Raw genomic sequence first — 22,174 nt, 5'->3', positions numbered from 1 at the left:
GAGGACGCTTCGTGGAGTTTCTTCACGGCCGGTATGGACCGCGGTGGGCCGGGGAGGGCGTGGTCTCAATAACGGAATCCCAGCAGGTTCCACACGTGCATCCACCAGATGAAGGCCACCGCGGCGAGCGCGATCATTGTGTAGTGCACGCGCCCGGTCATGCTCCAGTCGCGCCGCACCCAGGCCCGCACGGCGAATCCCAGGGTGGTGAGCGCCAGCACGGCGAACACGAGCCCCAGGGCCAACATCGCCTTCACGGACAGCGGAATGTGAGAGAGCGGCTGGGCGGAGCTCAGGGCCACTGTGATTCCAGGCAGAAACAGCAAGCCCAGGGCACTGGTTGTCACCGCCACCCCGCGTGCCATCCGGGAGCGGGGTGGCGCGTGCGGGTCCTCTGGCTTGTAGCGGCGCAGGACGGCGGTGAACGGCCAGAGCACCAGGGTCGATAGGAAGAGGCCCATGCACGTGGCCCACAGGACGTCTGTGAGGACTCTGCCCTCGTACCAGGGTCTCTTTTCATGTGCGGCCGCGTACGTCTCCTTGAACAGGTGCGAGATGCGGCCCTGCGAGTCCTCGCGGAACGCCATCCGGGCTGAGACAGGCCAGCCTTCCGCCCTCTGGAACAGCAGGGGTTCCACCTCGACCCACCGGATGGGAACGCCTTCGGATCCACTCAGCAGCAAGGCTCCATCGGGTGCGACGCTCACGTAGGTGTCCAGGTTCCGCTGGAAGAACTTCTGGAAGGTGGCGGCCTGGGTACGGGTGAACCGGTAGGAACCCGCGAATCGCTCGGCACGTTGTGCGGCGCCCGCCATGGGGAGGGGTCGTGGAGGCACCGGTGCCGGGTAGTAGCGATCGATGAAAGCCTGTTGGAGTACCTCGCTCGCTGCCTCTCCCAGGTTGCCCTTCCCCCCGCTGTTGTAGGCGACGAACAGGCCGACATCGCTCACGGGCAGCAGCACCAGCAGGCTGTTGACGACCCCCGTTCCTCCGCTGTGCGTGAGCACTCGCTGGCCGTTGTGCGACTCTTCGATGAATCCATGGGCACAGCCACTCAGTCTTGGATCCGGAGTGAAGAGCTGGTGGTGCATCCGCTCAGCGGTCTCCTCTCGCAGGATGCGGTGTTCGCCGTACCGGCCCCGTTGCAGGTGGGCCATCATGAACTTCGCCATATCGGTGACGGTGGCGCTCACCGAGCCCGCGGGCCCCAACTGGAGGTATTGGAAGGGCTCCGTGAGCGGGAGACCGCCCATGACGGTGTACCCCTTGGATAGGGAGGCGGCCAGCTCAGGGGGGGGCGGTTGCCGGGCGGTGCTGTGGCGCATGTCGAGCGGCGCGAGGATGTTCTCCTCGATGTACTGCTCGTAGGGCGTCCCCGTGACCTGCTCGATGATGTAGCCGGCCAGGGCTGCTCCGTAATTGGAGTAGGCCTGAATCTCTCCCGGAGGGTGGAGCCGGGCGGGTATTTCCCGTGCCAGGGCGCTCCCCAGGGGCTGAAGTTTCTCGGGAGGAACGGAGGCCGACAGCGGCCATTCATCGAACCCCGCCGTGTGACACATCAGGTGGTGCGGAGTGATGGGTTGGGGCTGGGTCGCGGGGATCTTCCAATCCTCGAGGTAGGTGTTGATGTCGGCGTCCAGGGAGAGCTGGCCCCGTTCGGCGAGCTGCATGAGCGCCGTCCAGGTGAAGAGCTTGGTGACCGAGCCAATCTGGAAGAGGGTCCTGTCGGCGATGACGGCCTGGCGCGCGTCGAGATCGGCATGGCCATAGCCCTTGGCGACGAGGAGTTGCTCGCCTCGCACCACCGCCACGGCGGCTCCAGGGATGTGGAAGTCCTCAAGCTGGGCGGACAGCACGCCATCCAGGAAGCCCTCCAGCTCCCGGGCATCCGCGGGCCCCCGGGTCGTTGACGTCCTTGGAGGGGACCCTTCCGAAGGGGAGGGCGAGGCGGGTGCCGGGAGCGCCAGGCCGAGCATCAAGAGGCAGGACCCGAGGTACGCGGTCACCGCACGGACACGGTCCGTTGTCGACATGGTCCTCCTCCACGGGGTTGCCCATCAGTGTCGAGCGAAGTGGGCAGGACGCCCATCGTGCTCGGGGGAGGGGTCGGAACATCTGTTGGTCGGTGGATGGTGCAGGTGCAAGCAGAGGGTGGCTCGTCGGCCGCAGCGTGGCAGCGCGGACACGTGGGGGCAGGGGAGTGGAGCCAGTGCTCAATCGGGGTCTCCCTGGTTCCGACCGCTCGGTGCCGCGAACCGACCGTTCGGGGCGTGGGTGCTCGCCGCGACCGTGGCTGGGCCCAACCTTGCACAACACAGCGCGAACTCGCTCTCGGAGTCCCGTATGACGACCGCCGCCACTGATTTCTCAACCCATGATGCCGAGGCTCCCTCGGCACCTGCCGTTCCGCGACTGCGCCGGCCCCTCGCGACCTTGCTCGCGTCGCTCGGGCTGGGCGCCTGTGCCGAGGTGCTCTTCGATGGGCCCGCGCTCGGCCTCTCCTTCCCGCTGTTCATCGTGCTACTCCTCGCGGTGCTGCTCGGCCTGGGAGGGCGCGAGGGCTGGCAGCGGGCCCGTCCCAATGCGTGGCTGCTCGTGCCGCTGCTGTTCTTCTCCGGCATGGTGTTCGTGCGTGCGAGCCCGTTCCTCACGACGCTCAACGTGCTTGCCTCGGGCTTCTTGCTGCTGCTGGTGACGCACTTCTGGGCGGCGGGCCGCGTGGAGCGGCTCGGGCTGTGGAGCTATCCGTTCACTGCGCTCGGCACCTTCTTCCGAGCTGTGCTCCTACCTCCGGGCGTGGTGCGTTCGGAGGTGGACCTGTCGGCGGCCCGCAGGCAGGTGCCGAAGCTGATGCCGGTGGTGCGGGGAGCGCTGCTCGCGGTGCCCGTGCTGGGCATCTTCACCGCGCTGCTCGTCTCGGCGGACGCGGTCTTCGAGGAGGCGGTGGCGCGGGTGCTGGCCTTCAACCCGGGCATGACGTTCCTGGATGGGGTGGGGCGACTGGTGTTCGTGGGGGGCAGCGCGTTCGGAGTGCTCGGGCTGCTCGCCCATGCGCAGCGTCGGCGTCGCAATGGTGCCGAGGCGGGTGAGGCGGAGGTGACTCCGGCCGAGGGCCGTCTGGGCTTCACTGAGAGCCTCACGCTGGTGGGGTTGGTGGACCTGCTCTTCCTGGGCTTCACCGCCATCCAGCTCGCCTTCCTCTTCGGTGCGGCGCAGCTTCCCGCGAGGTTCGTGAGCTATTCGGAGTACGCCCGGCGCGGCTTCTTCGAATTGCTCGCGGTGTCGGTGATGACGTTGGCGCTCAGCCTGGCGCTGGCGCGCTGGACTCGGTTGCAGGGCCAGGGGCAGGTCACTGCCTTCCGGGTGGCGTGCTCGGTGATGGTGGGGCTGGTGCTGGTCATCCTCGCCTCGGCGATGAAGCGCATGGCGCTCTACGAGTCCGCCTACGGCTACACGCACCTGCGTGTGTACACGCACGTCTTCATGGTGGCGCTGGCCGGGGTGCTCGTGTGGCGCGCGGTGACGCTGTGGTGGCGCCCGGAGCGCTTCGCCATCGGTGCCTTCGTGGGGGCGCTCGGCTTCCTCGCTGCGCTGAACGTGCTCAACCCCGACGCCTTCATCGCGCAGGGCAACCTCGCTCGGGCCGCGGAGGGGTACGTGCTGGACGAGTCGCACCTGGTGTCCCTGTCCGAGGACGCTGCGCCGGAGCTGTCCGCGTACCTGGCGCAGTCGCCCGACAGCGTGTTCTCGCGGAACGTCCACGGCATGTTCTGCCGGTTCACCGAGCCGATGCCGGGCGGCTGGCCCGCCTTCCACCTCGCACGTCACCGGGCCGCGAAGTGGGCCCACCCGCTCCAGTGTCCGGTTTCGATGCCGGCGCCCGTCGCGGAGCAGGCGTCCGCCGTCGAGGAGACGGATGATTCCTTGAAGGTGACGTATTGAAACACGAAGGGGGCCTCCACACCGCGCGGGTGTGGCCGGCCCCCTCGTGAAGGCAGCAGCGAAGTGGTGGACTCACTCCACCATGAACACGCCGCTGATCATCTTCCCCATGGCGCAGCCGTAGACGAGCTTGCCCGTCTTGTTGGGGGTGAAGGCCACCTCCACCGGCTGGTTGAGGGGCAGCGGGGTGTTGATGTTGTACTCCTCGAGGACGATCTCCGTCGCGCAGGTGTGGTCCGTGGTCCGGGTCAGCACCAGCTTCACGGGCTCGCCCTGCTTGAGGGTGACAGGGCTCGGCTCGTAGCCCTTCTCCGTGACGGAGAGCGCGATGGTGCGCGGCTCACCGGGCTTCGCCGCGGGCTGGGAGGGCGCTGCAGCGGGAGCCGCGGTGGGAGTCTCCGCCGGCTTCGAGTCCTTGGAGCATCCCTGGGCGCCCAGGACGGCCGCCGACAGGGTGAGGGCCAGCAGCGGCTTGATGATCTTGGAGAGGAAAGGCATCACAGGGGGTCCTCGCGGCTACTCGTTCTCCCCAGCCTCATCGCCGGGAGTCTCTGCGTCCAGGGCCTCTTCCTCGGCCGAGAAGCGCACCAGGGCGTGCAGGGGGATGAACACCTCGTGTCCGTCCTCGCCGACGATGAGGTCGAAGCGTCCCACTACGCGCAGGCGCATGGAGAGCTGGATGCCATTGCGCAGCGTCAGGTGAACGAGCTGGCTCTGGTGGGGGAGGAAGGGACGGGGATCCGAGAAGGGGCGCTTGTCCGGCTGGCGCGCGACATTGGCGGGCTTCTGGGCCAGCTTCTGGTCGCGATCGAGCTGCGGCGTGAGCTGCTCCCAGTCCGAGCGGCGGGTGACCATGACGACCTGGAGCTTCTCCAGCCGGCCACTGCGTCCGAGCACGAAGGAGATGGGCTCCACGGTCGCGAGGGTGTCGAGCACGGTGCGCTCGCCCAGCACGACGGCCAGCTCCGTCTTCGACTCCAGCAACCCGTTGATGAAGGCGCTCACCGAGGTGTCGTCCACCTCGCCGCGGGCCTGCTTGACGGCGGCCTTGCGCTGGGTGCGCTCCTTGCGCGCGAGGAAGTCGGCCACGGTCAGACCGCTCTGCAGCACGCCGAAGGCATCGGGGAGCGACAGGCCCGGATTCTGGCCCATCAGCGCGTACACCTGGTCAAAGCGCTTGGCTTCCTCTGCGTGCAGCTTGCGCCACACCCGGCACTTCATCTTGCCCTCGAGCTCACCCTTGGCGATGCGCGCCGGCACATGCTCCTTGGTGGCGAGTGCGAGGATCTGCTCGGGAGTGGGAGGCGGCCGGGGTGTCCGGGGGCGACCGAAGCCACCACCGGGGCGCGCGCCCATGGGTCCCCCAGGTCCGCGGCCAGCCGGGGGGCCAGAGCGGGGCAAGCTGGGGGAGGGGATGGGCCGGGGCGCGACGGGCGCTGGGCTGGGCCGAGGCGCGACGGGGGCCACGGCCGCTGGATCCTCGGTGGGCCCAGGGGGCGTCGAAGCTGGCGTTGGGCTCGGGGTGGGCCGCGGCGTAGGTCGGGGCGCCACGGAGACCGTGGGACCCGACGCGGCCGGCGTGGGCGTAGGCCGCGGCGTGGGGGTAGGGGTGGGTCGAGGCGAGACTGAGCTCGTGGGCGTCGGGCTCGGCGCGGTGCCGGGAGTGCTGGCGGGGCGCCGGATGACCTCGACCGCGGGGGCAATCCGCCGTGTCTTCCGATCGTTCACGTTCGTAGGCTACCTGAAGCGCGAGCGGCCTGGGGAAGGCCTGTTCTCACGGCTGCTGGAGGGACTGCGTAAGGTCAATCTTCCATCCAGACGGTTCACGGACCATCCGGACCTGACTCTTAACATTTGAGGAATCCACGACCACCACCGCCACGTCCCCTTCCTCGTTCAATACCGAGACCCCCGTAACATCGGGTGGGAGAGGAACATTCGCGAAGAAGAAGGCTACCGGATCCGCCTTGACCGCGCCTCCAGAGGCCTTGGCGGCGGCCTCGGCCCGGGACTTGAGTGCCTCCTGGGTGGGCTGGGAGAGGAAGGCATAGGCCTTCTTTTCATCCTGCCGCCGCATGTGCTCGAGGAAGACCAGGTAGGCCTTGTCAGGCGGCAGGGAGCTGGGTCGGTCACAACCACCGAGGGCCAGCAGGGCCAGCAAGAGGAGCGACATCGCGGGCAGCAGGCGCATGGTCCTGCCATCTAGGCCAAAGTGCTCCGCTCGCCAAGGGGCAGCATCACTCCAGGGATTCGTCCTGGTACTGGCGGACGCAATTCCGGCCCGCGGCCTTGGCCTCGTAGAGGCAGGTGTCGGCCACTCGCAGCAGCTCCTCCACCACGGGCAGGGTCTTGGACGGCACGCTGGCCACTCCCAGGGAGGCCGTGCAGCGCACCTGCTGGCGCGTCCCATCCTGGGCACGGTGCTCCAGTTGGATGGAGGCGATGGCCTCGCGCACCCGCTCGCACGCCCCGAGCGCCTCCTTGGGCCCCGTCTCTGGCAGCAGGGCGATCATCTCCTCGCCGCCATAGCGCGCCACGAAGTCCACCTCGCGCAGCTTGCCCTTGATGGTCTGGGCCACCTTGCGCAGCACCTCGTCGCCGAAGGGGTGCCCGTAGGTGTCGTTGAGCTTCTTGAAGTGGTCGATGTCCATCATCACCAGCGACAGCGGCGAGCGGTAGCGCGTGGAGCGGACGAACTCCTCGGTGAGGCGCTCCTCGAAGTAGCGGCGGTTGTAGAGGCCGGTGAGCGCGTCGATGCGGGTGAGGGCCAGCAGCTCCTCGCGCTTCTGGGCCAGCTCCTTGTTGGCCCGGTCCAACTCGCGGTTCTTGTGGTCCAGCTCGCGGTTCTTCTCCACCACCGCGTCCTGCAGGGCCTTGAGGCGCAGCATGGACTTCACGCGCGCGGAGAGCTCCGGCATGTCGAAGGGCTTGACCAGGTAGTCATCCGCGCCCAGCTCCAGGCCTTCCACCTTGCCCGCGGCCTGTCGGGCCGTCACCAGGATGACGGGGATGAAGCCAAAGCCGCCCTCGCCCCCGTTGGCCTTGATGATGCGGCACACCTCCACCCCGCCCAGCCGTGGCATCTCCACGTCCATGATGATGAGGTCCGGCCTCACCTCCCGGAGCGAGCGCAGGGCCTCGGTGCCGTCGTTGGCCTCGCGGAAGCGGTAGCCGTGCGAGGCCAGGCCCTCGCGCACGTGCTGGATGTTGGCCGGGTCATCGTCGACGAGCAGGATGGTGCGGTCAGCGAGCGCAGAGGTGGACACCGTCCGGCGTGCCACCTCTCCCATCTTCTTGATCGAGCCGTCCGCCATGTGCTGCTTCCACCCCGCTTGTCCCTCGACTTGCGGGGACGTCCGATTCTTCCCCGGAAGCGGTGTGACTGCCAAGTCACCCCCTGGCCCGGCCGCTCCTCAGGCTGGCTTGCGCAGGCGAGCCCGGTAGACAGGCTCTCCGCTGGCCAGGTAGCGCCGCTCCCGAGTGGAGGGAACCTCCTCGGGGTCATAAGGATGGAAGATACCCTTCCCCAGGGGGTTGATGAAACCGGCGTCCTCCAGGATGGCCAGCATGGACACGCCCCGGTCCTGAACGTCCGTGCGCATGTCGAAGAGACCGCCGGGCTTCAGCTTGTCCAACAGCAGCTTGGCGAACTCGGGCTGGATGACGGCGCGCTTGAAGTGGGAGCGCTTCCACCACGGGTCGGGGAACTGAAGGTGGATGGTGTCGAGCGAGCCGGGCGCGAAGAGGAGGGGCACCACGAAGCGCGCGTCCGCCTCGAGCACGCGCAGGTTGCGCAGGCCCATCTTGGTGCCGCGGTCCAGGGTGTCTCGCGCGTACTTCTTGCGCCACTCGAAGGCGACGAAGCGCACCGCGGGGTTGCGCCGGCAGTACTCCAGCGCGTGGCCGCCGGCGCCGGAGCCGATCTCCAGCTCGAGGGGTCCAGAGAAACCGAACTCCGCGTCCCAATCGGGAGGGGTTTCGAGCTTGGCCAGGTGCAGGCCGACAGGATCGGGGAGGAGGCGGGGGCGGGCCATGGCGGATGCGTGACGCTGGGGGCCTCTTCGCATGGGCCGGGGCGGTCTGGCCAGGGCAAAGCGATGATTTTGGCGCTATACCGGCGCTCCATGAAGGTCTTCCACAGTGTGACGGAGGCGCGGGAGCTGACCGGCTGTTCGCTCGCGCTGGGCAACTTCGATGGTGTGCACCTGGGCCACCAGGCTCTCTTCGCCGAGGCTCGGCGCCAGGGCACGCCCACCGCCGCGCTCACCTTCCAGCCCCACCCGGGCAAGGTGCTCCAGCCGGAGCTGGCCCCCAAGCTCATCACCCTGCTGCCGCGCAAGCTGCAGCTCTTCGAGCACTTCGGGCTGGATGCGGCCGTGGTGCAGCCCTTCACGCGCGAGTACGCCCGTCACTCGCCGCGCGACTTCGAGGCCTCGCTGCTGGACGTGCTGGGCGCGCGCCACATCGTGGTGGGTTACGACTTCACCTACGGTGCCGCCCGGGCCGGCAACGCGGACACCCTGCGCGAGGCCGCTGCGGCCCGAGGCGCCCAGGTGCACGTGGTGTCCCCCGTCACCGTGGATGGGGTGGTGGCCTCGTCCTCCAAGGTGCGCGAGTACATCCTCGAGGGCCGGGTGAGTGCGGCGCAGCGCCTGTTGGGACGGCCCTTCGACCTGGATGGCACCGTTGTCACCGGCCATGGACGGGGTCGCGGCATTGGCATCCCCACCGCCAACGTGGACACCCAGAACGAGCTGCGGCCGGCCCCCGGCGTGTACGCCATCCGTGTGCGCATTCTCGACGCTCCGGAGTCCTCCTGGCTTCCTGGGGTGGCCAATATCGGTGTCAAGCCCACCTTTGGCGTCAACGAGGTCACCATCGAGGCGCACCTGCTGGACTTCAGTGGTGATCTCTACGGGAAGGAGCTGCGGGTGCAGTTCCTGGATCGGCTGCGTGCCGAGCGCCGTTTTGGCTCGGTGGCAGAGCTCGTGGGGCAGATCAAGAGGGATGTCGAGGCTGCTCGGGCGGTAATCGCACGGGCGTCCGACTGAACTTTTCCCGAGTAGATTCAACGGTTTGCCGGGAGAGCGGGCCTCGTGCGCCGCCTTGACAGGTCTGCGCGTCCCTTCCTTTAATCTCGAACCATCGATGCGCTCGTATCCGCGCGCATCCAGGTGTCCTCCCGCGTTGACGCGCGGGAGGTGCCATCAAGCCATTTCAACGTTCGAGGCCATTTGAATGTCCGGTCGACTTGGTGAACTGCTGGTTCGTGAGAACCTGATTTCCGTCCAGCAGCTGCGCAAGGCCCAGGAGGAGCAGCAGAAGAACGGCACGCGCATCGGCACTGCCCTCATCAAGACGGGAGCCATCGAGGAGTCCAAGCTCACGGACTTCCTCTCCAAGCAGTACGGCGTCCCGGCCATCAACCTGAAGGACTTCGACATCGACGCGGAGATCATCAAGCTCGTGCCGAAGGAAGTGGCCGAGAAGCACCTGGTGATCCCCGTCAACCGCGCCGGCCCCTCGCTCATCGTGGCGATGTGCGATCCGTCCAACATCTACGCGGTGGACGATCTGAAGTTCCTCACCGGCTACAACGTGGAGCCGGTGGTCGCCTCTGAAATCTCCATCCGCGAGGCCATCGAGCGCTACTACGCCGAGAAGGGCCCGGACATGAACGCGCTCGTCGAGGAGATGGCCGACGACATCGAGGTGGCCAAGGAGGAGGAGGAGGATGGCAACGTCGAGCAGATGGCCCGAGCCGCGGACGACGCGCCCGTGGTCAAGCTGGTGAACCTCATCCTCCAGGACTCCATCAAGAAGGGCGCCTCGGACATCCACGTCGAGCCCTACGAGAAGGACTTCCGCGTCCGCTTCCGCATCGACGGCTCCCTCTACGAGGTGATGCGCCCGCCGATGAAGCTGCGCAACGCCATCACCAGCCGTCTGAAGATCATGGCGAACCTGGACATCTCCGAGCGCCGCCTGCCGCAGGACGGCCGTATCAAGATCAAGCTCGGCGGTGGCAAGGAGATGGACTTCCGCGTCAGCGTGTGCCCCACGCTCTTCGGCGAGAAGGTGGTGCTCCGCCTCCTGGACAAGTCCAACCTCCAGCTGGACATGACGAAGCTGGGCTTCGATCCGCAGCCGCTGGCCTGGTTCAAGGAGGCCATCGAGCGCCCCTACGGCATGGTGCTGGTGACGGGTCCCACGGGCTCCGGCAAGACGACGACGCTCTACTCGGCGCTCTCGATGCTGAACCAGATCGACACCAACGTCGCCACCGCCGAGGACCCGGTCGAGTTCAACTTCGCCGGCATCAACCAGGTGCAGATGCATGAAGACATCGGCCTGAACTTCGCCGCGGCGCTGCGCTCCTTCCTCCGTCAGGATCCCGACATCATCATGATCGGTGAGATCCGCGACTTCGAGACGGGCGAAATCGGCGTCAAGGCGGCGCTCACGGGCCACCTGGTGCTCTCCACGCTGCACACCAACGACGCCCCGGGCACGGTGAGCCGTCTGCTCAACATGGGCATCGAGCCCTTCCTCGTGACGGCCTCGCTCAACCTGATTCTTGCCCAGCGTCTGGCGCGCCGCCTGTGCGCCGCCTGCAAGCGGCCGGCGGAGAGCGTGGACGAGCAGGCCCTCCTCAACGCCGGCGTGCCCGCGGAGAAGATCGGCACCTTCACCGTGTACGAGAAGGTCGGCTGCCGCGACTGCAACGACCGTGGCTACCGAGGCCGCGTGGCCATCTACGAGGTCATGCCCTTCTGGGATGGCCTCAAGGAGCTGGTCATCAACGGCGCCTCCGCCGCCGAGCTCAAGCAGGAGGCCATCCGCCTGGGCATGAGCTCGCTGCGCATGTCGGCCCTGGCGAAGATGATGGACGGCGTCACCACGCTGGACGAGGTGGTGGCCAACACCGCGCCCGACAACTTCTAACCCTCTCGCACCACCCGCCACACCCCCTACCCGAAGGACGGTTTTCGTGAATCTGCACCAGCTGCTCAAGGCGATGGTCGAGAAGGGCGCTTCCGACCTCCACATCACCACCGGCTCCCCGCCCCAGCTCCGCGTGGACGGCGAGCTGGTGCCGCTCAAGACGGCCCAGCTCACCCCGGTGGAGACCAAGCAGCTCTGCTACTCCATCCTCACCGACGCCCAGAAGCACAAGTTCGAGGAGGAGAACGAGCTGGACCTGTCCTTCGGTGTGAAGGGGCTCTCCCGCTTCCGCGCCAACGTCTACATGCAGCGCGGCGCGGTGGCCGGGGCCTTCCGCACCATTCCCTTCAAGATCCTCACCTTCCAGGAGCTGGGTCTTCCTCCGGTGGTGGCCGAGCTGGTGAAGAGGCCGCGCGGCCTCATCCTGGTGACGGGTCCCACCGGCTCGGGCAAGTCCACGACGCTGGCCTCGATGGTGGACAAGATCAACACCGATCGTCACGAGCACATCATGACGATCGAGGACCCCATCGAGTACCTGCACCCGCACAAGAACTGTCTGGTGAACCAGCGCGAGGTGGGCGCGGACACGCGCAACTTCAAGACGGCGCTCAAGTACATCCTCCGCCAGGATCCGGACGTGGTGCTGGTGGGCGAGCTGCGTGACCTGGAGACGATCGAGGCGGCGCTCGTGATCGCCGAGACGGGCCACACCTGCTACGCCACGCTGCACACCAACAGCGCGGTGCAGACCATCAACCGCGTGCTGGACGTGTTCCCCCCGTACCAGCAGCCGCAGGTGCGTGCCCAGCTGTCGTTCGTGCTGGAAGGCGTGATGAGCCAGTCGCTCATTGCCAAGGCGGGCTCTCCGGGCCGCGTGCTGGCGCTGGAGGTGATGATTCCCAACCCCGCCATCCGCAACCTCATCCGCGAGGACAAGGTGCACCAGGTGTACTCGGCGATGCAGGTGGGCCAGGCCAAGTTCGGCATGCAGACCTTCAACCAGGCCCTGGCGCAGCTCCTGGCGCGCCGGCTCATCACCCAGGAAGAGGCCTTCGGCCGCTCGAGCGACCCGGACGAGCTGCGCAACATCCTGGCGAGCGTGGGCGCTGGTGGCGTGGCTGGTCAGCGGCCGGCCGGGCCTGGCGGACGCTAATTCGCGAAATTCGTCGGAGGGGATAGACTCGCATCCCCTCGGAGGGCTGTATGGCTGCAACGGCAACCCAGAAGTCGGCATCCCCCAAGTCCAAGAATACGGCCCAGTTCCTCTGGGAGGCCAAGACCAAGTCTGGCGAGACCAAGAAGGGCGAGATGGAGGCCTCGGACATCGAGGCCGTCAATGCCCGTCTCAAGTCGCTGGGTCTCAACCCCGTCAAGGTCCGCAAGAAGGGTCTCCTCGACTCCGACCTGAACCTCGCCCTCGGTTCGGCGGTCACGGGTAAGGACATCCTCGTCTTCACCCGTCAGTTCGCCACGATGATCGACGCCGGCCTTCCGCTGGTGCAGTGCCTCGACATCCTCGGCAGCCAGATGGACAACCCGGCCTTCCGCAAGGTCGTGTTCGCCATCAAGAACAAGGTGGAGCAGGGCTCCACCTTCGCCGACGCGCTGGCGGACCACCCCAAGGTCTTCGACGAGCTCTTCGTCCAGCTGTGCGCGGCAGGCGAGGTGGGCGGTATTCTCGACAACATCCTCAACCGGCTCGCGGCCTACCGCGAGAAGAACGAGAAGCTCAAGCGCAAGGTCAAGGGCGCCATGACCTACCCGGTCATCGTGCTCCTGGTGGCCTTCGGCGTGACGGCGCTGCTGCTCCTCAAGGTGACGCCCACGTTCGCGAAGATGTTCTCGGACTTCGGCCAGGCGCTGCCCGCGCCCACCCAGTTCGTGGTGGACTTGTCCGAGTGGTGCCAGAAATACGTGCTCCACGCGTTCGGCGGTATCGCCGCCATCGCGACGGCCTTCACGTACACGTACCGTCACCCCCAGGGACGGCGCTTCCTGGACAAGGTATTCCTGATGGCGCCCATCTTCGGGCCCGTCATCCGCAAGGTGGCGGTGGCGCGTTTCACCCGTACGCTCGGCACGATGATCTCCTCGGGTGTGCCCATCCTGGATGCCCTGGACGTGACGGCCAAGACGGCTGGTAACCGCTCCGTGGAAGAGGCCATCTATTACGTGCGCGGGAAGATCGCCGAGGGCAAGAACATCGCCGGTCCGCTCCTGGAGACGAAGGTGTTCCCGCCCATGGTGGTGCAGATGATCGGCGTGGGTGAGGCCACGGGCGCCATGGACACGATGCTCAACAAGATCGCCGACTTCTACGACGACGAAGTCGACACGGCAGTCGCGGGCCTCACGGCGATGATCGAACCGCTGATGATGGTGTTCCTCGGCGGCGTGGTCGGCGGCTTCCTCATCTCGATGTACCTGCCCATCTTCGCCATCGCCGGTGCCGTCAAGTAGCGTCGGCGGGCTGGTGCTCGCGGCGCCTCCAGAGGCGGACGCGCTGCGAACGCGGCTGGTCTGGCTCACCGTGTTCCGCACGGTGGCCGTCAGCCTGTCGCTGGTGGCGGTGGCGGCCCGGCTGCTGATGCAGCCGATGGTGGAAGAGCCCAGCCGGGTGGACACGCTGTCCTTCTCGGTCATCGGGCTCGTCTACCTCTTCACCCTGGTGTACGGCCTCATGCTGCGCGGAGGCCGCGCGGACCGGGTGGCGGCGGTGATGCAGGTGGTAGGCGACCTGCTCATCGCCTCGGTGCTCGTCTTCCTCACGGGAGTGGGGGACAGCCCCTTCACCTTCCTCTACCTGCTGGCCGTCATCGGCGCGAGCATGCTCCTGGATGGCCGGGGCGCCCTGCTCGCCGCGGGGGCTGGTGCCATTGCATATGCCTCGCTGCTGGTCGCGGTAAAGCTCCAGTGGCTGGAGCCGCCCCTGGGCGTGGGAGACGTCAGCCGGCAGCGCCTGGCCTTCCTGCTGGGCAGCAACGTGCTGGCCCTCTTCCTCATCGCCGCGCTGGCTGGCTACCTGACGCGCCAGCTTTCGGCCACGGGCGGGCGGCTGTCCGAGCGCGAGGCGGACCTCAAGAAGCTGGACCACCTGCAGCGGCAGATCCTGGCCTGCATGCCCTCGGGGCTCATCACCTGTGACGAGGGCGGGCGCGTCACCTTCGTCAACCGGGCCGCCAGCGCCATCCTGTCCCTGGAGGGGCGGCTGTCGCCGGGCTCGCATGTGGATGCGCTGCTGCCGGGGGTGTTGGAGCGCGAGGTTCGCCAGCGCCGCCGGGAGCTGACGGTGCAGACGCCCTCGGGCCTGCGCATCCTCGGGCTGACGGTGACGGCACTGGAGGCCGGTGGTGGCGGGGGCACGCTGGTTGTCTTCCAGGATCTCACCGAGCTGCGCCGCATCGAGGAGGACCTGAAGCGCGCGGACAGGCTGGCCGCCTTGGGGACGCTGGCCGCCCAGCTCGCCCATGAGATTCGCAATCCCCTGGCTTCCATGCGGGGCTCGGCGCAGCTGCTCGTCCAGGAGCCCGGCGGCGATCCGACCTCCGCCAAGCTGGTGGAGATCCTCCTGCGCGAGTCGGACCGGCTGTCCAAGCTGGTGGAGGACTTCCTGCGCTTCGCCCGCCCGCCGCCTCCCGTCAAGCAGGCGCTGGAGTTGGAGGTGCTGGTGGCGGAGACGGTGGACATGCTGCGGGTGGACCCACTCGCCTCACAGGTGGGGGTGGAGATGGCGCTGGCCCCCATGCGCGTGCCGGTGGATGCGGATCAGCTCCGGCAGGTGCTCATCAACATCCTGCGCAACGCCTTCCAGGCGGCCGGCCCTGGAGGCCGGGTGCGGGTGACGCTGGAAGCCGCCGACGAGTTGGCCCTGCTGCGCATCTGGGACTCAGGAGGCCGCATTCCCGCCACGGATCTGTCGCGCATCTTCGAGCCCTTCTTCAGCACCCGGGAGGGCGGTACCGGGCTGGGCCTGTCCACTGCGTACTCCATCGTGCGTGCGCATGGTGGCAACATTCGGGTGTCCTCCTCCCCGCAGGAGGGGACTGAGTTCCTCATCCAACTGCCTGTGCAGGGTTGAGGGGGAAAGGGAGAGCGTGGCCGTGCACATCCTGGTGGTGGACGATGAGCTGTCGATGCGCGAGTTCCTGGAGGTGCTGCTGGCCCGGGCGGGCTACCAGGTGACGTGCGCGGACAGCGTGCGGGCGGCCCGGGAGGTGCTGAGCTCGGCGCAGGTGGACCTGGTCATCACCGACATGAAGCTGGGCGCCTCGCAGAGCGGCATGGACGTGCTGCGCGCCACACGCTCGCTGGCCGAGCCGCCCGAGGTCATCGTCATCACTGCCTTCGGCACGGCGGCCTCGGCGGTGGAGGCCATGCGCGAGGGGGCGTACGACTACATCGGCAAGCCCTTCGACAACGAGGAGCTGAAGCTGCTGGTGCAGAAGGCGCTGGAGAAGCGCTCGCTGCGTCGGGAGAACGTGTCGCTGCGCGAGCACCTGGTGCCCGGCGCGGGCGTGATGGGGGTGGGCCGCAGCGAGCGGATGCGCGCCGTCTGGAGCCTGGTGGAGAAGGTGGCGCCCACGCGCTCCACCGTCCTCATCCACGGGGAGAGCGGTACGGGCAAGGAGCTCATCGCCAAGGCCATTCACCTCAAGAGCCAGCGTGCTGGCCAACCCTTCCTCCCCGTCAACTGCGCGGCCCTCAACGAGGGCGTGCTGGAGAGCGAGCTCTTTGGTCACGTGAAGGGAGCCTTCACCGGCGCCACGCAGGAGCGTCCGGGCCTGCTGGTGCACGCGGGGGAGGGCACGGTGTTCCTCGACGAGATTGGCGAGGTGCCGCTGGCCACGCAGGTGAAGCTCTTGCGGGTGCTGCAGGAGCGCAAGGTGAAGCCGGTGGGCAGCTCGGCGGAGATTCCCTTCCAGGCGCGCGTGGTGGCCGCTACCAACCGGCGCCTGGAGGCCGAGGTGAAGGCGGGGCGCTTCCGGGAGGATCTCTTCTACCGCCTCAACGTCATCACCCTCGAGCTGCCGCCGTTGCGCGAGCGGTCAGGGGACATCGCGCTGCTGGCCGAGCACTTCCTCGAGCGGCAGCGCAAGGAGCTGGGCCGGCCGGGGTTGCGCTTCTCGCCGGAGGCGCTGGCGGTGCTGTCCGCCTACTCCTTCCCGGGCAACGTGCGCCAGCTGGAGAACATCGTCGAGCGCGCGGCCACGCTGGCGGATGGAGACGCGCTGACGCTGGCCGCGCTCCCGCCCACGCTGCGCGGTGAGCCGGCTCCTTCGCCGGCGGCCACTTCCTCCTCGGCGGAGGTGTCACTCGGCGCTGGCTTCTCGCTGGAGCACCACCTGGACGACGCCGAGCGGCGCTACCTGCTGGCCGCCCTGGCCCAGGCTGGCGGGGTGAAGATTCGCGCGGCGGAGCTGCTCGGCCTGACGTTCCGCTCCTTCCGCTACCGGCTGGCCAAGCACGGGCTGTCCGACCGGGAGGACGAGGCCTGAGCCTCGCCGCCCCGGGTCGGGCACCTCAGCGGAAGTCGCGCCGGTTGAAGAGGATGACGGCCAGCGCCACCAGCACGCCGGTATAGGCCATGCCGTACAGGGCGGTGGACAGCAGCTCGCTGGACGCGATGCTCGCGTAGTACGTCGCGTGCGGCCGGTAGTTGAAGCGCGACAGGTCCGGCATCAGGTAGTACACGGCCTTGCCCAGTGCCTGGATTCCGTCGCTCTTGGACCTTCCGGCCAGCGCGTAGATGTCCGAGGCCAGGTGGCCCGCGAAGTAGGTGCTCACGGTGACGAAGGCCGACACCATCTGGCTGGAGAAGCTGGACATCAGGAAGCCCACGGCGCTGAGCACCCACAGCTCGAACCACAGCATGCCCACCGCCGCCAGGTGAGCGGTGCTGATGGGAGAGCCGTAGAAGCGCATCATCAGGAAGAAGAGCGCGGCCATGAGCAGCTGCAGCACCGTCACGGTGAGCATGTTGCCCATCAGCCGGCCCACCAGGAACGCGCCACGCGACAGGGGCTTGGACACCATGAGGAAGATGGTGCGCCGTTCGATCTCCCGCGAGATGAGCCCGCTGGAGAGGAAGATGGTGAGCAGCACCAACATCAGGCTCATGGTCCCCAGGCCCACGTCGGTGATGACGCGGTCGAACGTGCCGACGGTGACCTCCAGCACGAGCGAGGTGGACATCAGCATGGCCAGCGCGAAGATGGCCACCAGCAGGGTGACGCGGTTGCGCCGGGCTTCCCGGAAACCATTGAGCGCCAGGGCGACGAACGGACCCATCACGAAATCTCTCCTCCAACGGGACCCTGCTTGGCCTCTTCCAGCGCACGCAGGAACAGTTCTTCCAATGAGAAACGGGCGGGCTGGAGCTGGGTGACGCGTCCGCCGGACTCCAGCACGCGCTTGAGCAGTGGCTGGGCATCCGCCTCGCGCACGTGCAGCAGCACGCGGTTCTCCAACTGCCGGGTCATCTCCAGGGGAATCTCCATTGCCTGGATGCGCTCCAGCGGCAGCCCCTCCACCGTCAGCTCCACGTGCGTGGCCTGCGAGCTCACCAGCTCGGCCACGCTGCCCTCGCGCACGCGCCGGCCGCCCACCAGCACGGCCACTCGATCACAGAGCGCTTCCACGTCCGGGATGATGTGCGTGCAGAAGAGCACCGTGGTGCCTCGGTGGCGCTCCTCGAGGATGAGGTCGCGGATCTGCCGGCGGCCCACGGGATCCAACCCCGAGGTGGGCTCGTCCAGGATGAGCAGGTCGGGCTTGGCCACCAAGGCCTGCGCCAGCGCCACACGCTGCACCATGCCCTTGCTGTAGCGGCGGATCTGCAGGTTGGCGGCGCGGGTCATCTGCACCATGCCCAGCACCTCGGAGACGCGGTCATCCAACTCCTTGCCGCTCATTCCCGCCAGCCGTCCCGACAACGTGACGAACTCACGGCCGGTGAGGTACTCGTAGGGCGCTGGGTTCTCCGGCACATAGCCCACCCGGCGGCGTGCCTCCCGTTGCGTCGGTGGAAGGCCGAACAGCCGCGCCTCTCCTCCCGAGGGCTGCACCAGGTTCAGGAGAATCTTGATGGTGGTGGATTTGCCGGCGCCATTGGGCCCGAGCAGCCCGTACACCTGGCCTGGCCTCAACGAGAGATCCAGCGACTGGAGGGCGCGCACCTGCCGGTTCATGAAGAAGCCGAGCCGGTACGTCTTGGACAGGTTTCGGATTTCGATGGGGGAGGGAGAGTCCATGGGTCACTTCTCCATGGGCATGGCCCATTGGTAACCACGGTTGTCGGGGGTGAAGACTTCGAGTCGCCGCTGCTGGGTTTCCGAATAGGCGCGCTCGTCAGTGCCAATGACGAAACCGCCGCCCTTGGGGTCGTACGGCGGCCTGTCCAGGAAGCCCAGCCACAGCAGCGTATCGATATCGGGCGGGGCCGCGCCGAACGTCTGGCGGAAGCGGTCGATGGCGGCGTCCACGCGCCGCAGCTCTCCTTCGATCTCCAGATCGAACACGCGCTGTTTGAAGATCGCGCGCGTCTCCTCATCCTCGGCGGAGTCCACGAGGGAGCGGGCCAGCGCGAGGCCGGCGTTCACGCTTCCGGATTGGGCATAGAGGCGGGTGGCCAGGGCAGGCAGGTAGGAGGGCGCACCCGGGAGTTTCGAGGCCTGTTCCAGCACCTGGGCGGCCTCCTGGTACTGCTTGTGGAAGGCGCTCAGGTTGTAGGCCAGCAGCATGTGCATCTTGAGATCGTTCGGGAACAGCTTCAGTCCCTTGCGCAGCAGCCGGGTGGACTCCTCGGTGTTGACCCAGATCTCACGCCCCAGGTTGGTAGGCATCACTCCGGCGGCGAACGGGTAGACCATGCCGAACTTGGGATCCAGATCGGTGGTGAGGTCCGCATAGGGGTAGATGTCTCGGTATTCCTCGGCATCGATCGCACTGCCAGTGGTCTGGACGAGTTGGAGCCAGAAGTAGTCGGCGACCAGCTCCAGGTAGCCACGGCCAACCAGGCGGAGCAGCTCCTGACGGGGGAGCAGGGGCTCCTGGTGGGGGCCACGGGGAGGCTTGCGAGGAGGCGATGCGAGCAGGACGAGGGTGGTCAGGCTGAGTAGGCCGACCAGCAGGGCAGGCAGATAAGTTCGCGACCTCATAGCGGCATTAAAACAGAAAGGACACCCGGGTTTATGCCCGGATGTCCTTTTGTATCCAACGGCGGCTCCTGAAAGCCAGACCGATGGCGGGGGTATTACTTGTCGCAGTCCACGTCGTTGTAGTTCATGAACGGCGTACCGGCGACGGCCATCTTCTCATCGGCGTTGCCGCAGTTGGCAGAGCCCTTGGCGTCGGACGTGGAGATGTACCAGGTGTCGTTGCCGACGATCTCGTTGTCGACGTTGCCGGCCGCGACCGCGTCGATGTTGCAGCCAGGGCAGGTGCCGGAGATGCCGGGCTGCTTGGGAGCCGCGCCCGTGCCGACGTGGGACAGACCACCGAGCGGAGCGGGGGTCGGGTCGGTGGTCGCGCCCTTGAACTTACCGGTGTCAACCGTGATGGCGGTGGCGGAGTCGAGGTCCGCGATCTTGTCCTCGCCACGGATCTCGAACGTCTTGGTCTGCGAGAAGTAGTAGGCGTAGCGGTTGCCGCGCTCGGGGGCGTAACCGATGATCTTGATGTCCTCCTCGTAGCGGTCCTTCTCCTGGAGGAAGGCGCGCTGCGTGGTGAACCAAGCCTTCAGGTTGGCCTTGGCCTCACCCTGCTTGGAGCGAGCCTGGAACTTGATGAAGTTCGGGATGGCGATGGCAGCGAGGATGCCGATGATGGCCACCACGATCATGAGCTCGATCAGGGTGAAGCCGCGGTTCTTACGAGCGAACAGACGGGTCATGGGGTGTTCCCTTCGGGTGAAGGATGGGTTGCGGCCGAAGCCGTTGTGAGGAATAGCACGAACGGTGCCAGCGTCAAAGCCACGGACCTGCCACGCTGATCCAGGTACTTGCGTTGGATCACGCGCCAAGTGACGCGATGCGGGTGCCAATTTTTGTCACTGGAGTGACAGGAATCGTCTGCCCGGGTGACGCGCTCGGGCCCTATGCTCTGCCCTCCGGAGCTTCTCGAGGAACGAAGGGACGCAGAACGTGACTCCTCAGGCGGTGGAAGGCTTGGCCGTGACGGTGATTGTCGTCCTGGGCCTGCTCTTCGGCAGTTTCTTGAATGTCGTGATCGCTCGCGTGCCCGCGGACGAGAGCATCGTGCATCCCCGTTCGCGGTGTCCCAAGTGCGGGCATCAACTCGCTTGGTACGAGAACATTCCAGTCTTGTCGTGGCTCGCACTGCGCGGACGTTGCAGCTCGTGCGGCCAGTCCATCTCCTGGCGCTACCCGCTCATCGAGTTGCTCACCGCGCTGCTCTTCCTGGCTTGCCAGCGCCGCTTTGGTTGGACGCCCGAGCTGGTGGCTGCCCTGGTGATGGTGCTGCTGCTGGTGCCGCTCTCCTTCATTGATTTGGAGCACTGGATATTGCCGCACCAGCTGACGTGGCCGGGCATCGCCGCGGGCGTGGTGCTCTCCGCGCCCATGGGGCTGGACCGGGTGCGCGACTCCATCATCGGCGCCGTGGCTGGCTTCCTCGTCTTCTGGTTCATGGAGTGGCTGGGGGAGAAGATCTTCAAGAAGGAGGCGCTGGGCGCGGGAGACAAGGATCTGCTCGCGCTCATTGGCGCCTTCCTCACGTGGAAGTCGCTGCTCGCCGTCATCTTCCTCTCCTCGTTGCAGGGGGCGGTGGTGGGCTCGCTGCTGCTGCTCTTCCGCGGGCGTGCGGGACCGGCGCCAGAGCCCGAGTCTGAGTCCGCCACCACGCCGCCGCCCTCGGCCCCTGGGACGGAGACAGCCTCGGCAGGCGAGCCCGGGCCGGCGCCAGAGCAGGTGGGCGCTCCCTCGGCAGGCAACCGGGAGGAGGAGGAGGACGAGGATGAGGAGGATGACTGGGAGCCGGGCCCCACCAGCATCCCCTTCGGCCCGTGGTTGTCGGTCGCGGCGCTCGAGGTGATGCTGCTCGGCCCGTGGCTGCGCGAGGTGCTGCCGGTTCCGTTGGATCTGTTGTTGGCGGGAGCTCCGTGAGGGAAGGCGGGCACGGATGAAGTGGCGCATCGCCAGCGTCGCCTTCCTGCTCAGTGTGGTGGGCACGGGCTTCACCTGGCTCACCCTGCAGCGGCCGCTGCTGGCACTGGTGGAGGTGGCGCGCCATTGCGCGGTGACTGGCTCGCCAGAGGCCGCGGTGTTGGCGCGGACGATCGGCTCGCTGCCCTTCCTCCTGCTGCTGGACCTGGTGCTGCTCACCGTTCTTGCGTACGGGGTGCTGGACTTCATGGTGGGCCGGCCCCTGCGGCGGACCGAGGTGGTGGTGGAGCAGCTCGGCCGGCTGGAGCTGGATGTGTCGGTGCCGGAGCGTCCGGGGCCGCTGCTCTCGCGCATCCAGCGGGCGCTCTCACGGATGGCGGCGGCGCTCCAGGAGGAGCAGGACACCACGCGGCGTCAGGTGGAGGCGCTGCGGGCCGCCAACGCGCGGCTGACCCAGGCGCAGACGGAGCTCGTCTCGGCGGAGCGGCTGGCCACCGTGGGCCGGCTCGCCGCGGGCGTCGCCCATGAGGTGGGCAACCCGTTGGCGGGCATCCTCGGCTACCTCTCGCTGGCCGGAGCCCGCGTGAAGGATCCCGAGGTGCAGGAGTACCTCGGGCGCATCGACCATGAGGTGCAGCGCATCGACCGTATCGTGCGGGGCCTGCTGGAGATTGGCCGCCCCGAGCGCGAGCGGCAGGGGCCGGTGGAGGTGGGGCACGTGGTGGAGACGTGCGTGCAGCTGGTGAAGGTCGGACGGGACTTCTCACGGGTGGAGCTGGTGCTCGAGCTCTCGCCCGGACTGCTCGTGCGCGCGGACTCCGGCCCGCTGTCACAGATCGTCATCAACCTGTTGCTCAACGCGGTGCAGGCCATGGGCGGGAAGGGCTGTGTCCGACTCTCCACCTGCAGTGAGGCGGGAGAGGTGCTGCTGGTGGTGGAGGACACGGGGCCTGGCATTCCGGAGGAGGTGATGCCTCGCCTCTTCGAGCCCTTCTTCACCACGAAGGAACCCGGTCAGGGCACGGGGCTGGGGCTGGCCGTCTCGCTGCACCTGGCGGAGGGAATGGGCGGGCGGCTGGTAGCGGAGAACGTGCCGGGAGGCGGTGCTCGCTTCTCTGTCCGGCTGCCAGCCATCTGAGGCGGAATCTGGCCGCGCACCCTGG

The 22,174-nt window shown here is 67.5% G+C and carries 19 protein-coding genes; 9 read left to right on the top strand and 10 right to left on the bottom strand.

Features of this window, described 5'->3' with window-relative positions:
• Positions 1 to 65: 65 nt before the first annotated feature.
• Entirely contained in the window at positions 66 to 2,033 is a 1,968-nt protein-coding gene (locus OV287_RS42605) for a serine hydrolase domain-containing protein (RefSeq protein WP_267539769.1), read from the bottom strand.
• Between the two features lie 310 nt (positions 2,034 to 2,343).
• On the opposite strand from OV287_RS42605, the gene OV287_RS42600 reads away from it, so the two are divergent.
• Positions 2,344 to 3,942, top strand: a complete 1,599-nt coding sequence (locus OV287_RS42600; RefSeq protein ID WP_267539768.1) for a DUF4153 domain-containing protein — start codon at positions 2,344 to 2,346, stop codon at positions 3,940 to 3,942.
• 72 nt (positions 3,943 to 4,014) lie between these two features.
• Here OV287_RS42600 and OV287_RS42595 read toward each other — a convergent pair whose 3' ends face one another.
• The 5 genes from OV287_RS42595 to trmB all read right to left on the bottom strand — a co-directional run bounded on the left by OV287_RS42595 (position 4,015) and on the right by trmB (position 7,976).
• Entirely contained in the window at positions 4,015 to 4,440 is a 426-nt protein-coding gene (locus tag OV287_RS42595) for a cupredoxin domain-containing protein (RefSeq protein WP_267539767.1), read from the bottom strand.
• Between the two features lie 18 nt (positions 4,441 to 4,458).
• Positions 4,459 to 5,298, bottom strand: a complete 840-nt coding sequence (locus OV287_RS42590) for a hypothetical protein (RefSeq protein ID WP_267539766.1) — start codon at positions 5,296 to 5,298, stop codon at positions 4,459 to 4,461.
• A 418-nt stretch (positions 5,299 to 5,716) separates the two neighbouring features.
• Positions 5,717 to 6,133, bottom strand: coding sequence for a hypothetical protein (locus OV287_RS42585; RefSeq protein WP_267539765.1), 417 nt, complete (start codon positions 6,131 to 6,133; stop codon positions 5,717 to 5,719).
• A 46-nt stretch (positions 6,134 to 6,179) separates the two neighbouring features.
• Positions 6,180 to 7,256 (bottom strand): diguanylate cyclase, encoded by a 1,077-nt coding sequence (locus OV287_RS42580; protein WP_267539764.1) that lies wholly within the window; start codon positions 7,254 to 7,256, stop codon positions 6,180 to 6,182.
• 99 nt (positions 7,257 to 7,355) lie between these two features.
• A complete protein-coding gene (trmB, locus tag OV287_RS42575; RefSeq protein ID WP_267539763.1) occupies positions 7,356 to 7,976 on the bottom strand; it encodes a tRNA (guanine(46)-N(7))-methyltransferase TrmB in 621 nt (206 codons plus the stop codon).
• Positions 7,977 to 8,066: 90 nt separating this feature from the next.
• Here trmB and OV287_RS42570 point away from each other — a divergent pair, with 90 nt between their 5' ends.
• The 6 genes from OV287_RS42570 to OV287_RS42545 all read left to right on the top strand — a co-directional run bounded on the left by OV287_RS42570 (position 8,067) and on the right by OV287_RS42545 (position 16,385).
• Positions 8,067 to 8,993 carry a bifunctional riboflavin kinase/FAD synthetase gene (locus tag OV287_RS42570; RefSeq protein WP_267542539.1) on the top strand — a complete coding sequence of 309 codons (927 nt, stop codon included), beginning with the start codon at positions 8,067 to 8,069 and terminating at the stop codon, positions 8,991 to 8,993.
• Positions 8,994 to 9,180: 187 nt separating this feature from the next.
• Complete coding sequence (gene pilB, locus OV287_RS42565; RefSeq protein ID WP_267539762.1) at positions 9,181 to 10,887, top strand: type IV-A pilus assembly ATPase PilB; 1,707 nt, start codon at positions 9,181 to 9,183, stop codon at positions 10,885 to 10,887.
• A 46-nt stretch (positions 10,888 to 10,933) separates the two neighbouring features.
• Positions 10,934 to 12,043 (top strand): type IV pilus twitching motility protein PilT, encoded by a 1,110-nt coding sequence (locus tag OV287_RS42560; protein ID WP_267539761.1) that lies wholly within the window; start codon positions 10,934 to 10,936, stop codon positions 12,041 to 12,043.
• A gap of 50 nt (positions 12,044 to 12,093) precedes the next feature.
• Complete coding sequence (gene pilC / locus OV287_RS42555; protein ID WP_267539760.1) at positions 12,094 to 13,350, top strand: type IV pilus assembly protein PilC; 1,257 nt, start codon at positions 12,094 to 12,096, stop codon at positions 13,348 to 13,350.
• Positions 13,337 to 14,968 carry a two-component system sensor histidine kinase NtrB gene (locus OV287_RS42550; RefSeq protein WP_308809787.1) on the top strand — a complete coding sequence of 544 codons (1,632 nt, stop codon included), beginning with the start codon at positions 13,337 to 13,339 and terminating at the stop codon, positions 14,966 to 14,968. The genes pilC and OV287_RS42550 overlap by 14 nt, the downstream gene beginning before the upstream one ends.
• 22 nt (positions 14,969 to 14,990) lie before the next feature.
• On the top strand, positions 14,991 to 16,385 hold the full coding sequence (locus OV287_RS42545; protein WP_267542537.1) for a sigma-54-dependent transcriptional regulator: 1,395 nt from the start codon (positions 14,991 to 14,993) through the stop codon (positions 16,383 to 16,385).
• A gap of 25 nt (positions 16,386 to 16,410) precedes the next feature.
• On the opposite strand, the gene OV287_RS42540 is transcribed toward OV287_RS42545, so the two are convergent.
• From OV287_RS42540 to OV287_RS42525, 4 genes are all read right to left on the bottom strand, one after another.
• Entirely contained in the window at positions 16,411 to 17,178 is a 768-nt protein-coding gene (locus OV287_RS42540) for an ABC transporter permease (RefSeq protein ID WP_267539759.1), read from the bottom strand.
• Positions 17,178 to 18,140 (bottom strand): ABC transporter ATP-binding protein, encoded by a 963-nt coding sequence (locus OV287_RS42535; protein WP_267539758.1) that lies wholly within the window; start codon positions 18,138 to 18,140, stop codon positions 17,178 to 17,180. Before OV287_RS42535 ends, OV287_RS42540 begins: the two co-directional genes overlap by 1 nt.
• Before the next feature lie 3 nt (positions 18,141 to 18,143).
• The gene (locus OV287_RS42530) at positions 18,144 to 19,046 is read right to left on the bottom strand and encodes a tetratricopeptide repeat protein (protein ID WP_267539757.1); all 903 of its coding nucleotides are present in this window, start codon (positions 19,044 to 19,046) and stop codon (positions 18,144 to 18,146) included.
• Positions 19,047 to 19,141: 95 nt separating this feature from the next.
• Positions 19,142 to 19,780 carry a prepilin-type N-terminal cleavage/methylation domain-containing protein gene (locus tag OV287_RS42525; protein WP_267539756.1) on the bottom strand — a complete coding sequence of 213 codons (639 nt, stop codon included), beginning with the start codon at positions 19,778 to 19,780 and terminating at the stop codon, positions 19,142 to 19,144.
• Positions 19,781 to 20,030: 250 nt separating this feature from the next.
• On the opposite strand from OV287_RS42525, the gene OV287_RS42520 reads away from it, so the two are divergent.
• Together OV287_RS42520 and OV287_RS42515 are read left to right on the top strand one after the other, a co-directional pair.
• On the top strand, positions 20,031 to 21,011 hold the full coding sequence (locus OV287_RS42520; protein WP_373371871.1) for a prepilin peptidase: 981 nt from the start codon (positions 20,031 to 20,033) through the stop codon (positions 21,009 to 21,011).
• A gap of 16 nt (positions 21,012 to 21,027) precedes the next feature.
• On the top strand, positions 21,028 to 22,149 hold the full coding sequence (locus OV287_RS42515; RefSeq protein ID WP_267539755.1) for a sensor histidine kinase: 1,122 nt from the start codon (positions 21,028 to 21,030) through the stop codon (positions 22,147 to 22,149).
• Positions 22,150 to 22,174 lie beyond the last annotated feature (25 nt).

Origin of the sequence: Archangium lansingense, from assembly GCF_026626635.1 — a bacterium.
In the GTDB taxonomy this organism is placed as follows: Bacteria; Myxococcota; Myxococcia; order Myxococcales; family Myxococcaceae; genus Archangium; species Archangium lansingense.
This window is presented reverse-complemented; position numbering and strand designations above follow the sequence as displayed.

Coding starts and splice junctions, on each gene's coding strand:
- OV287_RS42605 (WP_267539769.1), bottom strand. CDS start 2,033: ATGTCGACAACGGACCGTGTCCGTGCGGTGACCGCGTACCTCGGGTCC.
- OV287_RS42600 (WP_267539768.1), top strand. CDS start 2,344: ATGACGACCGCCGCCACTGATTTCTCAACCCATGATGCCGAGGCTCCC.
- OV287_RS42595 (WP_267539767.1), bottom strand. CDS start 4,440: ATGCCTTTCCTCTCCAAGATCATCAAGCCGCTGCTGGCCCTCACCCTG.
- OV287_RS42590 (WP_267539766.1), bottom strand. CDS start 5,298: ATGGGCGCGCGCCCCGGTGGTGGCTTCGGTCGCCCCCGGACACCCCGG.
- OV287_RS42585 (WP_267539765.1), bottom strand. CDS start 6,133: ATGCGCCTGCTGCCCGCGATGTCGCTCCTCTTGCTGGCCCTGCTGGCC.
- OV287_RS42580 (WP_267539764.1), bottom strand. CDS start 7,256: ATGGCGGACGGCTCGATCAAGAAGATGGGAGAGGTGGCACGCCGGACG.
- trmB (WP_267539763.1), bottom strand. CDS start 7,976: ATGGCCCGCCCCCGCCTCCTCCCCGATCCTGTCGGCCTGCACCTGGCC.
- OV287_RS42570 (WP_267542539.1), top strand. CDS start 8,067: ATGAAGGTCTTCCACAGTGTGACGGAGGCGCGGGAGCTGACCGGCTGT.
- pilB (WP_267539762.1), top strand. CDS start 9,181: ATGTCCGGTCGACTTGGTGAACTGCTGGTTCGTGAGAACCTGATTTCC.
- pilC (WP_267539760.1), top strand. CDS start 12,094: ATGGCTGCAACGGCAACCCAGAAGTCGGCATCCCCCAAGTCCAAGAAT.
- OV287_RS42540 (WP_267539759.1), bottom strand. CDS start 17,178: ATGGGTCCGTTCGTCGCCCTGGCGCTCAATGGTTTCCGGGAAGCCCGG.
- OV287_RS42535 (WP_267539758.1), bottom strand. CDS start 18,140: ATGGACTCTCCCTCCCCCATCGAAATCCGAAACCTGTCCAAGACGTAC.
- OV287_RS42530 (WP_267539757.1), bottom strand. CDS start 19,046: ATGAGGTCGCGAACTTATCTGCCTGCCCTGCTGGTCGGCCTACTCAGC.
- OV287_RS42525 (WP_267539756.1), bottom strand. CDS start 19,780: ATGACCCGTCTGTTCGCTCGTAAGAACCGCGGCTTCACCCTGATCGAG.
- OV287_RS42515 (WP_267539755.1), top strand. CDS start 21,028: ATGAAGTGGCGCATCGCCAGCGTCGCCTTCCTGCTCAGTGTGGTGGGC.